General features: G+C 64.6%; 9 protein-coding genes. 5 read left to right on the forward strand and 4 right to left on the reverse strand.

Features of this window, described 5'->3' with window-relative positions:
• Positions 1-119: 119 nt before the first annotated feature.
• Entirely contained in the window at positions 120-1862 is a 1743-nt protein-coding gene (locus AC0NIH_RS03265; protein ID WP_473468225.1) for a hydantoinase B/oxoprolinase family protein, read from the reverse strand.
• Between the two features lie 16 nt (positions 1863-1878).
• Positions 1879-3963, reverse strand: coding sequence for a hydantoinase/oxoprolinase family protein (locus tag AC0NIH_RS03270; RefSeq protein ID WP_473468142.1), 2085 nt, complete (start codon positions 3961-3963; stop codon positions 1879-1881).
• A gap of 220 nt (positions 3964-4183) precedes the next feature.
• Here AC0NIH_RS03270 and AC0NIH_RS03275 point away from each other — a divergent pair, with 220 nt between their 5' ends.
• The 5 genes from AC0NIH_RS03275 (at position 4184) to AC0NIH_RS03295 (ending at position 10859) form a co-directional block, all read left to right on the forward strand.
• Entirely contained in the window at positions 4184-5011 is an 828-nt protein-coding gene (locus AC0NIH_RS03275) for a ferredoxin--NADP reductase (RefSeq protein WP_224686408.1), read from the forward strand.
• 227 nt (positions 5012-5238) lie between these two features.
• The gene (gene deoC / locus AC0NIH_RS03280; RefSeq protein WP_352709339.1) at positions 5239-6285 is read left to right on the forward strand and encodes a deoxyribose-phosphate aldolase; all 1047 of its coding nucleotides are present in this window, start codon (positions 5239-5241) and stop codon (positions 6283-6285) included.
• A 233-nt stretch (positions 6286-6518) separates the two neighbouring features.
• Positions 6519-8891 (forward strand): aldehyde dehydrogenase family protein, encoded by a 2373-nt coding sequence (locus AC0NIH_RS03285; protein ID WP_473468140.1) that lies wholly within the window; start codon positions 6519-6521, stop codon positions 8889-8891.
• A 187-nt stretch (positions 8892-9078) separates the two neighbouring features.
• Positions 9079-9810 (forward strand): SDR family oxidoreductase, encoded by a 732-nt coding sequence (locus tag AC0NIH_RS03290; protein ID WP_473468138.1) that lies wholly within the window; start codon positions 9079-9081, stop codon positions 9808-9810.
• 203 nt (positions 9811-10013) lie between these two features.
• The gene (locus AC0NIH_RS03295; RefSeq protein WP_287274028.1) at positions 10014-10859 is read left to right on the forward strand and encodes a fumarylacetoacetate hydrolase family protein; all 846 of its coding nucleotides are present in this window, start codon (positions 10014-10016) and stop codon (positions 10857-10859) included.
• A gap of 179 nt (positions 10860-11038) precedes the next feature.
• On the opposite strand, the gene AC0NIH_RS03300 is transcribed toward AC0NIH_RS03295, so the two are convergent.
• Both AC0NIH_RS03300 and AC0NIH_RS03305 read right to left on the reverse strand, forming a co-directional pair.
• Positions 11039-12037 (reverse strand): ABC transporter ATP-binding protein, encoded by a 999-nt coding sequence (locus AC0NIH_RS03300; RefSeq protein WP_473468137.1) that lies wholly within the window; start codon positions 12035-12037, stop codon positions 11039-11041.
• Positions 12038-12263: 226 nt separating this feature from the next.
• Positions 12264-13325 (reverse strand): Gfo/Idh/MocA family protein, encoded by a 1062-nt coding sequence (locus AC0NIH_RS03305; protein ID WP_473468135.1) that lies wholly within the window; start codon positions 13323-13325, stop codon positions 12264-12266.
• Positions 13326-13561 lie beyond the last annotated feature (236 nt).

The following is a 13561-nucleotide window of genomic DNA, read 5'->3' on the forward strand; positions in this document are numbered from 1 at the left end:
AGATCCCCGTTGACTGGCGAAGTCTACGGGCTTTCATGGGCGCGGCGGAGACGGAAACGACATCTGCTGCGGCGATCACGGCGCTGTGAGCTATCTAGGCCATGGCGAGTGGTGGTGCGTTAGCCGGCGCGGTGTGCTTCCGTCGCCTTTTGGTCAACGGCGAGGTCGCCCGCCGACAAGACCACGCCGAATTTTTCGCTGGCTTCCTTCGGTGTATAGTATCCCAGCGCCACATCGCGCCGCACCTGATCGGCGTCGCGCTGGAATGGATCGCCATAGCCGCCGCCGCCCGGCGTGCCGACGCGCACGCGATCACCGACCTTCAGCGGGATGTCCTGCTCCTTGGACAGATGCGGCGGCACGTGCTCCTCGCCGTTGCGGAACACGGTCACCGTGTTGGGCTCGCCGTCGCTGCCGCCGAGCGCGCCTTGTGGGCCGAAACGGCCGTGGTCCATGACAAAGGAGGCGCGCGCGTCGCCACGCAGGATCTCGACCTCATAGGCGAGGCCGAAACCGCCGCGATGCTTGCCGGCGCCGCCCGAGCCTTCGCGCAAGGCATAGTGGCGGTAGAGCACCGGAAAGGCCTGTTCCATGATCTCGACCGGAGGCGACTTGGAAATGCCGATGGTCGAGCAGCCATTGGTCAGGCCGTCATGGCCTGAATTGCCGCCATAGCCGCCGCCGGAAATCTGGTACATGACGTAATCGCGGCCGCGTGCCGGATCGTTGCCGCCGAGCGCGAAATTGCCGCTGGAGCCGGCGGGAGCCGCCGTCACCTTGTCCGGCAGCGCCTGCACCATGGCAGCGAACACCGCCTCGGCGATGCGCTGCGACACTTCGGCCGCGCAGCCCGACACGGGGCGCGGATATCTGGCGTCGAGGAAGGTGCCTTCCGGCCGCTTGACGATCAGGGGCTCGAAGGCGCCGGCACTGATCGGCACGTCGGGGAAAATGTGACGCATGGCAAGGTAGACCGAGGACAACGTCGTCGCCAGCACGCTGTTCATCGGCCCGGCGCACGGCTTTGACGAGCCGGCGAAATCGAAGGTCAGCGTATCGCCCTGTTTCTCGACCGCGAGCGCGATGGTCAGCGGTTCGTTGACCACCCCGTCGGAATCGACGAACGCTTTGGAGCGGTAGGTGCCGTCGGGAATGGCCGCTATGTTGGCACGCATCTGTTCGGCGGCGCGGCGGCGCAGCTCGGCGATGGCTTCGACAACAGTTTCGCCCCCGTAACGATCCAGGATTCCGTTGAGCCTGTCCTGGCCGATCAGCAGTGCCGCGGCCTGGGCCCTGATATCGCCGATGCGCTGGTCGGCGACGCGGATGTTGGAGCAGATGATGGCGTAGATTTCCGGATCGAGCGCGCCTTTCTTGAACAGTTTCACCGGCGGCAGCCGCAGGCCTTCTTGTTCGACGGCAGTGGCCGAAGCCGAGAAGCCGCCGGGCACGGAGCCGCCAATGTCGGGCCAATGGCCGGTGTTGGACAGCCAGCAGAAGATTTTTCCCGCCCGGTAGACAGGCATGAGGAAGCGCACATCCATCAGATGCGTGCCGCCGAGATAGGGATCGTTGACGATGTAGATATCGCCCGGCTCCGGGGCCAGGCAGCGGCCGTCGGCGATCATCTCGATCACTGTCCTGGTCGAATATTGCATGACGCCGACGAACACCGGCAGGCCCTGCGATCCCTGCGCGATCAGCGAGCCGTCGACCGCCGAATAGATGCCGTCCGAGCGATCATTGGCCTCGGCGATGACAGGCGAGAAGGCGGCGCGGGAAAAAGTCAGGTCCATCTCGTCGCAGACTTGCTGCAAGGCGGCCTGAAGAACCGAAAGCGTGATGGCGTCGAGCTTTGCCATATCAATGTCAGGCATCTCAGGCCTCGCCGATATCGATGATGATGTTGCCGTCAGCGTCCGAGCGCGCACGGTCGCCGGGTTCGAGCACAGTGGTGGCATCCATCTGTTCCAGGATCGCCGGCCCCTCGATGATCGCGTCGAGCGGCAGCTTTTCGCGGATGTATATCGGCGTGTCGTGCCAGCGTCCGGCATACCAGACCGGCCGGATTTCGCGCCGCGCTTCGTCGAGCGTTCCGGCACGCCCGGACGGGTCGATCAGGCGCGACAGATCGATCGCCGGCCTGATGCCGGTGACCGAGGTGTTGAGGTTGACGAGGTTGGCCCGGATTTCCGGCAGTTCGACCTTGAAGCGGGCAAAGTAGGCTTTCTCGAACAGCGACTGCAATTCCTGCCGCGTCACCGACGAGGACGGCAACGGCACGTTGATGATGTGGGTCTGGCCGACGAACTGCATGTCGGCGGAGTGGGTGACACGGATCGTCTCCGGCTTCACGGCTTCCTTGCCGATCAGCTCCTCGCCTTCGTTTCGGTGCCGTTCCAACACTTGGTGGAGCTGGGCTTCATCGAGCATCGCGACCGGCTGGTTGACGGTGTTGACGAAGTCGTGGCGTAGGTCGGCGACGACGCAGCCGAGCGCGTTGGTGATGCCGGGCCGGGCCGGCACCAGCACCTTGGGCAGGCCGAGTTCGCGCGCCAATGCGGTGGCGTGCAGCGGCCCGGCGCCGCCGAAGGCGAACAGCGCGAAATCGCGGGGGTCATGGCCGCGCGACACCGAAACCATGCGGATGGCGCCGGCCATCTTCATGTTGCCGAGCCTGAGCACCGCACCCGCCGCCTCGACGCCGGACAGGCCGGTGGCCTTGCCGATCCTGTCCGCGAAGATGCCGGTGACCCGCTCTGACGTGACCGGATTCTCGACCGCCAGCAGCTTCTTCGGCGCCAGTCGGCCGAGCACCAGATTGGCGTCGGTGATGGTCGGCTCCAGGCCGCCGCGGCCGTAGCAGATCGGGCCGGGATTGGCGCCGGCACTTTCCGGTCCGATCTGGATCAGGCCGGCCGCATCGACGCGGGCGATCGAGCCGCCGCCGGCGCCGACCGTGTGCACGGCCACCATCGGCACATGGATCGGCATCGCATATTCGATCTCGATCTCGTTCGAGACAGCCGGCTCGGCATTGCGGATCAGCGCCACGTCGGTCGAGGTGCCGCCCATGTCGTAGGTGACGAGGTTCTCGAAGCCGGCGCGCTTGCCGGTATAGGCGGCGGCGATAACACCGGAGGCTGGGCCGGACATCACGGTCTTGGCCGATTCACGTGTGACGAAGCGGGCCGAGATCATGCCGCCATTGCCGTTCATGATCAGGAAGTCGCGGGCATAGCCCTTGTCCGCCAATTCCTTGCGCAGCCGCTCGACATAGCGCTCGAGGATCGGCTGCACCGAAGCGTTGACCGAGGCTGTGACGCCGCGCTCGAATTCGCGCGCTTCCGACAGCAGCGCATGGCCCGTGGTGATGTAGCCGTTCGGCCAGAGCTCGGCGGCGATCTCGGCGGCGCGCCGCTCGTGCGAAGGGTTGGCGTAGGAATGCAGGAAGTGGATGACCAGGGATTCGCAGCCGGCGTCGATCAGCGCCTTCACCGCCGCGCGCATCTCGGCCTCGTCGAGCGGCGTGCGCACCGTGCCCGACGCCTCGACGCGCTCCGACACTTCGAGCCTGAGATTGCGCGGGATAATCGGGACGAAGGTGCCGGTCATGCCATAGGCCTGAGGCCGCGTGCGCCGGCCAAGCTCGATCACGTCGCGAAAGCCGCGCGTGGTGATCATGCCGGTCTTGGCCAGCCGGCGTTCCAGCACCGCGTTGGTGGTGGTGGTCGTGCCGTGCACGATGAGGTCGATGCCGTCGATCGGAAAGCCGGTGGCGCCGAGCGCCGAAACCACGCCGAAGGCCTGGTTGTCGACCGTGGTCGGCGTCTTGGCGATATGCACCTTGCCGCCGTCCTTGCCGTCGATCAGAAGCAGGTCGGTGAAGGTTCCGCCGACGTCGATGCCGGCAACCACGCTGCCCAGCGAATCCGGCTGCTGCACCGAAAAATTCTCTTTCATAGTCGAAACCCGAAATGCTGGGACTACGGATAGGTCACAGTTTGGAAAGGTGTTTCGCGGCACCATCTTGACGCAAATATCGTTTGTATACTAATAAATTCCGGACACAAGAGCTTACCAACTCGGAGTGTGCGAGCAGCGCGCCGGGACCTGAACGGTCCGGCGCGCAGGAAAAGGTTTGGCGCCCGCGTCCGTGAGTTGGGCCAGAAAGTTGGATTTGATGAACACCACATCCGCGTTCAGCACCGACGGCGCCCGCCCGCTGCAGTTTCCGATACCGGCCAATGTCTATGCCGAAACCGTCGTCTCGGTGAAGCACTACACCGACCGGCTGTTCTCGTTCCGCATCACCCGTCCGCAGTCGCTGCGCTTCCGCTCCGGCGAGTTCGTCATGATCGGCCTGCCCAATGCCGAGAAGCCGGTATACCGCGCCTATTCGGTGGCGAGCCCGGCCTGGGACGAAGAGCTGGAATTCTTCTCGATCAAGGTGCCGGACGGCCCGCTGACCTCGGAACTGCAGAAGATCCAGGTGGGCGACACCGTCATCATGCGCCAGAAGTCGACCGGCACGCTGGTGGTCGACGCGCTGACGCCGGCCAAGCGGCTGTTTATGATTTCGACCGGCACCGGCATCGCGCCCTTCGCCAGCCTGCTGCGCGACCCCGACACCTACGAGAAATTCGACCAGCTGATCCTGACCCACACCTGCCGCGACATTGCCGAATTGACCTATGGCCAGGAACTGGTGGCGGCGCTGGAGAGCGATCCGCTGATCGGCGAACTGACCACCGGGCGCGTCACGCTCTACAATTCGACGACCCGCGAGCAGTCTGCCTGCATGGGCCGCATCACCGCGCTGATCGGCTCGGGCAAGTTCTACAGCGATCTCGGCATCGAAAAGCTCAATCCCGAGACCGACCGCATCATGATCTGCGGCTCGATGCACATGCTCAAGGACGTCAAGGAGCTGGCCGAGAGCCTCGGGTTCCAGGAAGGCTCGCTCAGCCATCCGGCGACATTCGTGGTCGAGCGCGCCTTCGTCGGCTGAGACCGCGCTTCTGCCAAAAATCAGGCTTCAAGAATCGGTTTTTGACCTTCCGGTCAAAAATTAGCTGCTTTCGTGGCCTTTTTCGGCTATCCCTTGCTTGAGGACTCGTGAAGCATGGCTTCGCGGGCTATCTTCGTGCGTGTCGCCCTAACAGTCGAGCGGTTTGGGCGACGATAGACAATACGCACCAAGACATAAGCGTGCGTCGCTGAATGAAAGGGCAGGAGATGAGCAGCACAATCCGCGAAGCCGACCTTGGCACCAAGGTGACGCCGCTGCCCGCGCGTGCCGCCGCCAATAGCGCCGTCCCGCTGGACCATCGTATCGCGCGCAATCCCGGCATGAAGCTCGATCTCGGCTTCATGGAATCGGTGCGCAGCGTCAACCGTTCGGCGCTGGAACGGCGCGTCGCCAGCCTGACCAAGCGGCGCTCGATCAAGGCCGACAATCAGGCGGCCTGGCTGCTGCGCGCGGTGGCCTGCATGGATCTGACGACGCTGAATTCCAACGACACCGAGGAGCGCGTGCGCCGGCTCTGCGCCAAGGCGATCAACCCGTTCCGGCGCGACATCGTCGAGGGGCTCGGCATTGCGGGCGAACCCATCCGGCCGGCCGCGGTCTGCGTCTATCATCCTTTCGTCGCCACGGCGGTGGACGCCCTGCGCGGCACCGGCATCCATGTCGCCGCCGTCTCCACCGCCTTTCCACACGGGCTTGCGCCGCTGTCGACCCGGCTGCAGGAGATCGAGGCCTCGGTGCGCGACGGCGCCGACGAGATCGACGTCGTCATTCCGCGCGGGCTGGTGTTCGGCGCCAAATGGCGGGAACTCTATAACGAGATCGTCTCGATGCGCGCCGCCTGCGGCGATGCGCATCTGAAGGTCATTCTCGGCACCGGCGACCTCGCCACGCTGCGCAATGTCATGCTGGCCTCGATGGTGGCGATGATGGCGGGTGCGGATTTCATCAAGACCTCGACCGGCAAGGAGAGTGTCAACGCGACGTTGCCGGTTGGGTTGGCCATGGTGCGCGCCATCAGGGGCTATTTCGAGGAGACCGGCCATCTCATCGGCTTCAAGCCGGCCGGCGGCATTTCCACGGCAAAGGCCTCGCTCGACTGGCTGGTGCTGATGAAGGAAGAGCTCGGCCGGCCCTGGCTGGAGCCCGATTTGTTCCGCTTCGGCGCTTCGAGCCTTTTGACCGACATCGAGCGCCAGCTCGAGCATCACCTGACCGGCCATTATTCGGCCAATCACCGCCACGCAATGGCTTGAGGATCGGATTGGGTTTTTGAACGTGGAGCTCTGCGGCGCCCCCCTCTGTCCTGCCGGACATCTCCCCCACTTGTGGGGAGATTGGCTGGCATCGGCGATTTCGCCAATGGCCAACGCTGCAAAATGGCGGCTGACAGACGTAAAGTCCGATCTCCCCCCTTGGGGGGAGATGTCCGGCAGGACAGAGGGGGGCGCGAAAGAACGCCTCCTGAGACAATTATCTGGAGCCATCCATGAACATTCTCGAACGCTATCACGCCATGGAATACGGGCCGGCGCCGGAAGCGCGCAACGAAGCCGACGCGTGGCTTGCCGGTCGCGATTTTTCCAAGGCGCTGTTCATCGACGGTGCCTGGAGGGCAGCAAGCGGCGGCAAGACCTTCGAGACCAGCGAGCCGTCTTCCGGCAAGCTGCTGGCCAAGGTGTCGGATGCCGGTGCCGCCGATATCGACGCAGCCGTCGCCGCAGCCACCAAGGCACTGCCGAAATGGTCGGCATCCTCGGGCTACCAGCGGGCAAAAGTACTTTACGCCATTGGCCGCGCCATGCAGCGGCATCAGCGCCTGTTCGCGGTGCTTGAGACAATCGACAATGGCAAGCCGATCCGCGAAAGCCGCGACATCGACGTGCCCTTGGCAATCCGCCACTTCATCCATCACGCCGGCTGGGCGCAGGCGCTGGACAAGGATTTCCCCGGCCATAAGGGCGTCGGAGTCGTCGGCCAGATCATTCCGTGGAATTTTCCGCTGCTGATGCTGGCCTGGAAGATCGCGCCCGCGCTCGCCGCCGGCTGCACGGTGGTGCTGAAGCCGGCCGAGTTCACGCCGCTGACCGCCATCCTGTTTGCCGAAATCTGCGAGCGCGCCGGCGTGCCGAAGGGCGTCGTCAACATCGTCCAGGGCGGCCCGGAAGCGGGTGCGGCAATCGTCAACCATCCCGGCATCCAGAAGATCGCCTTCACCGGCTCTTCGGAAGTGGGCAAGATCATCCGCAAGGCCACTGCCGGTTCGGGCAAGAAACTGTCGCTGGAGCTTGGCGGCAAGTCGGCCTTCATCGTCTTCGAGGATGCCGATCTCGACAGCGCCGTGGAAGGCCTGGTCGACGGCATCTGGTTCAACCAGGGCCAGGTCTGCTGCGCCGGCTCGCGGCTCTTGGTGCAGGAAGGCATCGCCGAGGCCCTGATCGCCAAGGTCAAGACGCGGATGAGCCGGCTGCGCGTCGGCAGTCCGCTCGACAAGAACACCGATATCGGCCCGCTGGTCGACGCCACGCAGCTCGACCGGGTCAAGGGACTGGTCGCCGAAGGCGCCAGGCAAGGCGCCGTCTGCTGGCAGCCGGACGCCGCGCTGCCGTCCTCGGGTTACTACCACCTGCCGACACTCGCCACTGGTGTTTCGCCGGCTAATATCCTTGCCCAGGAAGAGGTGTTCGGCCCGGTGCTGGCGACCATGACCTTCCGCAACACCGAGGAAGCGATCGAGCTTGCCAACAACACGCGCTACGGGCTGGCGGCGAGCGTGTGGAGCGAGAACGTCAATCTGGCGCTGCATGTCGCGCCGCAGCTAAAGGCCGGTGTCGTCTGGGTCAACGGCACCAATATGTTCGACGCCGCCTGCGGCTTCGGCGGCTACCGCGAGAGCGGCTTCGGCCGCGAGGGTGGGCGCGAGGGCATGTTCGAATATCTCGCGGCAAAATTGCCGCTCGGGCCGGTCATCAAGCAAGCGACGATCTCGGCGCAACCGGTCGAGCAGGCCGACGGCGCGGCCATCGACCGAACGGCCAAGCTGTTCATCGGCGGCAAACAGGTACGCCCGGACGGCAATTATTCGCTGGCCGTCGCCACCGCCAAGGGCAAGCTTGCCGGCGAAGTCGGTTTTGGCAACCGCAAGGATATCCGCGATGCCGTGTCGGCTGCCCGCGCGTGCAAGGCATGGCCGGAAGCGACCGCCTACAACCGTTCCCAGGTGCTCTATTATCTGGCCGAAAACCTTTCCGGCCGCGCCGGCGAATTCGCGGCTCGTCTGACCGAACTGACCGGCGCTACGCCCAAGGCCGCGCGGGAAGAAGTCGACCAGTCGATCGAACGCCTGTTCCTCTATGCCGGCCTCGCCGACAAGTTCGAAGGCCGCGTGCACCAGCCGCCGGCACGTGCCGTGACGCTGGCGCTGCACGAACCGGTCGGCGTCGTCGGCATCGTCGCGCCTGATAACGCGCCCCTGCTCGGGCTGATCTCGCTCATCGCGCCGGCGCTGGCCATGGGCAATACCGTGGTCGCCGTGCCTTCGGAAAAGTATCCGCTGCTCGCCACCGATCTCTACCAGGTGATCGAATATTCCGACGTTCCGGCCGGCGCCATCAACATCGTCACCGGCCGCACCGCGGAACTTGCCGGCGTCCTGGCCAAGCATGACGACGTCGACGGGCTTTGGGTGTTCGCCGATGCTGAGACCTGCGCCAAAGCGGAGGCCTGGTCCATCGGCAACCTCAAGCGTGTCTGGAGCGGCAATGGCCGCAGCCTGGACTGGGCGTCCGACGAGGCGGCCGGCGATGCCTTGCTGCGCCGCGCCATCGAGGTGAAGAATGTCTGGGTGCCCTACGGCGACTGAGCCTTTGGACAGCCACAATGGTGATCGTGTCCGGGCTTGACGCCCGGGCCTATGTTCTTTAACGAGAAAAAACATTTTTATCTGTGAACCGACACGGCGCAGGCCGCACGATGGCTCGTGACTGGCACATGACGCCTTGGCCGGCTGCCGATAAAGGCGGATGATCCTAGCGGACGAGGAGAAGAGCATGGCGGATCTGGCAGGCAAGATCGTTGTCGTCACGGCGGCGGCGCAAGGCATCGGCAAGGCGAGCGCACTGGCCTTCGCCAAGGCTGGAGCCACGGTCTACGCCACCGATATCAACGAGACGCTTCTCGCCGAACTCGCCAAGACGACGGGGATCAAGGCCCGCAAGCTGGACGTCCTCAACGACGAGGCGGTCAACACCGCCTTTGCCGAGATCGGCCGCGTCGACGTGCTGTTCAACTGCGCCGGTTTCGTCCATTCCGGCTCGATCCTCGAGATGAAAGACGGCGATCTCGATTTCGCCTTCAATCTCAACGTGCGCGCCATGATCCGCACCATCCGCGCCGTGCTGCCCGGCATGCTGGAGCGCGGCGACGGGTCGATCATCAACATGGCCTCGCTGGCCAGCTCCACCAAGGGCGTGCCGAACCGTTTCGCCTATGGCGTCACCAAGGCTGCCGTGATCGGCTTGACCAAGGCGGTCGCCGCCGACTATGTCGGCAGGGGCATACGCTGCAACGCCATCTGCCCCGGCACGGTCGAGAGCCCGTCGCTGCAGGACCGCATGCATGCGCAAGGCGACTACGAAGCGGCGCGGGCCGCCTTCATCGCCCGCCAGCCGATGGGCCGGCTCGGCACGCCGGAGGAGATCGCCGATCTCGCCGTCTACCTGGCCGGTGCCACCTACACGTCCGGGCAGGCCTATAATATCGACGGCGGCTGGTCGATCTGAAGCTCTGAAATCGGGACAGACGGGAAGATCGGGATTCTTGGCCGCGTTTGTCGGGAGATCGTGAAGTCTGAAAATCCGGCGCGCCGGCTCGCCCGGAACGATTCTCGCGCTTGCCCGAAACCAGGCCGATCAGTAGGGTCCGCCGTCGCCTCGGCGGAGAGTTTGCAAAGGGCCATGCGGCCGCAACCAGGAGAAGGGTTTAAATGAAACTGCTGCGCTATGGCGAGGTTGGGAGCGAACGTCCCGGCCTGCTCGATGCGGATGGAACGATCCGCGATCTCTCCGCCCATGTCGCCGACATTGCCGGCACCACGCTTCATCCGGCCTCGCTGGACATGCTGGCCAAGCTCGATGCCAAGTCGCTGCCGGCGGTTTCGGGCAAACCCCGGCTCGGCGCCTGCGTCGCCGGCACCGGCAAGTTCATCTGCATCGGCCTCAACTATTCCGACCACGCCGCCGAGACCGGCGCCACCGTGCCGCCGGAGCCGATCATCTTCATGAAGGCAAGCTCGGCCATTGTCGGGCCCGACGACGACGTGCTGATCCCGCGCGGCTCCGAGAAGACCGACTGGGAAGTCGAGCTCGGCGTGGTCATCGGCAAGACCGCGAAATATGTCAGCGAAGCCGATGCGCTCGACTATGTCGCCGGCTATTGCGTCTCGCACGACGTGTCGGAACGCGCCTTCCAGGCCGAGCGGCAGGGCCAGTGGACCAAGGGCAAGAGCTGCGACACGTTCGGCCCGACCGGCCCATGGCTGGTGACCAAGGACGAAGTGGCCGACCCGCAGAACCTCAAAATGTGGCTGACCGTCAACGGCAAGACGATGCAGAACGGCTCGACCAAGACCATGGTCTATGGCGTAGCCTACCTCGTCGCCTACCTCAGCCAGTTCATGTCGCTGCACCCCGGCGACATTATTTCGACGGGCACCCCGCCCGGCGTCGGGCTAGGCATGAAGCCGCCGGTGTTCCTGAAGGCTGGTGACGTGGTGGAGCTGGGCATCGAGGGGCTCGGCCAGCAGAAGCAGACCTTCAAGGCGGACGAGTAGGGCGACGTGCTTTCTTCCTTCTCCCCTTGTTGTGGGAGAAGGTGTCGCCGAAGGCGACGGATGAGGGGTGTTACAGGGAACGCCATCGCCTCACTCCGCTGGAACACCCCTCATCCGTCTCGGCGCTGCGCGCCGATCCACCTTCCCCCACAAGGGGGGAAGGAAAAGCGCGAGCCTAGCTACTTCAGCACTTTCCCATCCGCGCCAAACCGATAGGTCTTCGCCGGATCGGGCGTCGCGTAAAGCGTCGCCCCGGGCTCCGCGTCATACACGCCGAAAATGCGCACCGTGATCAGCCCCGCCTTCTCGCAATCAAGATAGAGGTTGGTGTCGGCGCCGAGATGCTCGGCGTGCACCACCGTACCCTTCCAGCTGCCCGATTTCGGATCGACGGTCAGATGCTCCGGGCGCACGCCGATGGTCTTGGCGTTTTCGCCCAGTCTCGCCCCGTCGATGAAGTTCATCTTCGGCGAGCCGATGAAGCCGGCGACGAACTCGTTTGCCGGCGAATTGTAAAGCTCCATCGGGCCGCCGATCTGCTCGATCCTGCCGGCGTTGAGCACGACGATCTTGTCGGCCAGCGTCATCGCTTCGACCTGGTCGTGGGTGACATAAATCATCGTCGCCTTCAGCCGGCGATGGAGCTGGGCGATCTCCAGCCGCGTGTTGACGCGCAGCGCGGCGTCGAGGTTCGACAGAGGCTCATCGAACAGGAACAGCTTGGGCTCGCGCACCACGGCGCGGCCGATGGCGACGCGCTGGCGCTGGCCGCCGGAGAGTTCGGCCGGCCGCCTTTCGAGATAGGGTTCCAGCGACAGCATCGACGAGGCGATGCCGATGCGGCGGTCGATCTCGGCCGCCGGCGTGCCGGCCTGCTTCAGGCCAAGGCCCATATTGTTCTTCACCGTCAGATGCGGGTAGAGCGCATAGGTCTGGAACACCATGGCAATGCCGCGCTTGGCCGGCGGCGTGGCGGAAACATCCGCACCATCGATCACCACGCGGCCCGAGGTCGAATCCTCCAGTCCGGCGATGACCCGCAGCAAGGTCGACTTGCCGCAGCCCGATGGGCCGACGAAGACGACGAATTCGCCATCCGTCACTTCGAGGTCGATGCCCTTCAGCACCTCGACCGGCCCGAAGGCCTTCTTCACATTCTCGATCTTCAGCGAGCCCACGGCGATCCTCCAAATTGATGAGTGGGCGCCAAAGCACCCCCCTCTGCCCTGCCGGGCATCTCCCCCTCAAGGGGGGAGATTGGCAGCGTTGGCCTTGCCGCCCATCTTGCAGCATTGGCGATTGGCGAAAGCGGTACCGACATTCAATCTCCCCCCTTGAGGGGGAGATGGCCGGCAGGCCAGAGGGGGGCCTCGTAAAGCGCGACCCCTGACGACAATTCCCTTGTCACAATCGCACCGCCTTTCCGCTGCGCACGCTCTCGTCGGCGGCGAGGCAGACGGCGAGCGACTTCACTGCGTCGTCCATGTGTTTGGTGAGATCCAGATCCTCGCGGATCGCTTCCAGGACGAAGGCCTGTTCGAGATCGCAGAGATCCTGGTGGCCGGGCTCACCTTCCATCGACAGCATCTCGTCCGGCCTGGCGAACTTGCCGTCAGCGCCGGTCGCGGCACTGTGCAGGCGGATGGTCGAGGTCTTGGTGTGGGTGTCGATGTCGTCGGACCTGACACCTTCCTTCATGACGATCGACACGCAGCCGTTCGGCGAGATGACGTCCTTCACGAAGAAAGCGGTCTCGGAAATCATCGGCCCCCAGCCGGCCTCATACCAGCCGACCGAACCGTCATCGAACAGCACCTGCAGGTGGCCGTAATTGTACATGGACGGCGCGACCTCTTGCGTCAGCCGCACACCCATGCCGCGCACCTCGACCGGCTTGGCGTCGGTGATCTGCAGCATGACGTCGAGATAGTGGACGCCGCAATCGACGATCGGCGAGGTCGTCTGCATCAGCTGCTTGTGCGTCTCCCAGGTATGGCCGGAGGATTGCTGGTTGAGGTTCATGCGGAACACGTAAGGACCGCCGAGCTTGCGCGCCTCGGCGATCAGCCTGATCCAGGACGGATGATGGCGCAGGATGTAGCCGATCACCAGTTTCCTGCCATTGGCCTTGGCGGCCGCGACGACGCGTTTGGCATCGGCCACCGTCGTTGCCAGCGGCTTCTCGACGAACACATGGCAGCCGGCCTCGAACGCCCTGACCGCATAGTCGGCATGGCTGTCGGAATAGGTGGCGATGCAGGCGACATCGGGTTTTTCGTCGCGCAGCACCTCGTCGAAGGAACGCCTGATGCCGTAGCCCGACAGGCCCTCCGGTAGCGGCACGTCGGAGCGATTGACCAAAGCCGCGATCTGGAAACCCGGATTTGTATGATAGGCCAGCGCATGGCTGCGGCCCATATTGCCAAGGCCGGCGACGATGACGCGAAGGGGTGGTTTAGAGTTCACCGGGCTGCTCCAGACATTCCGATTTTTCCTGAGAGGGTGTCACCCCACCCGGCGCTGCGCGCCGACCTCCCCATCGAGGGGAGGTCGGGCGTTGGCGTGAACTTCCCCACTGCCAAGGAAGTCGTCCTGAGCTGAGGCCTCGGGCGGTCATGAATGAATCGGCGCCCTTCTACCTCCCCTTGATGGGGAGGTCGGCGCGAAGCGCCGGGTGGGGTGATGGCGCCGGCAGAGAATGA

Source organism: Mesorhizobium sp. WSM1386 (assembly GCF_055901595.1).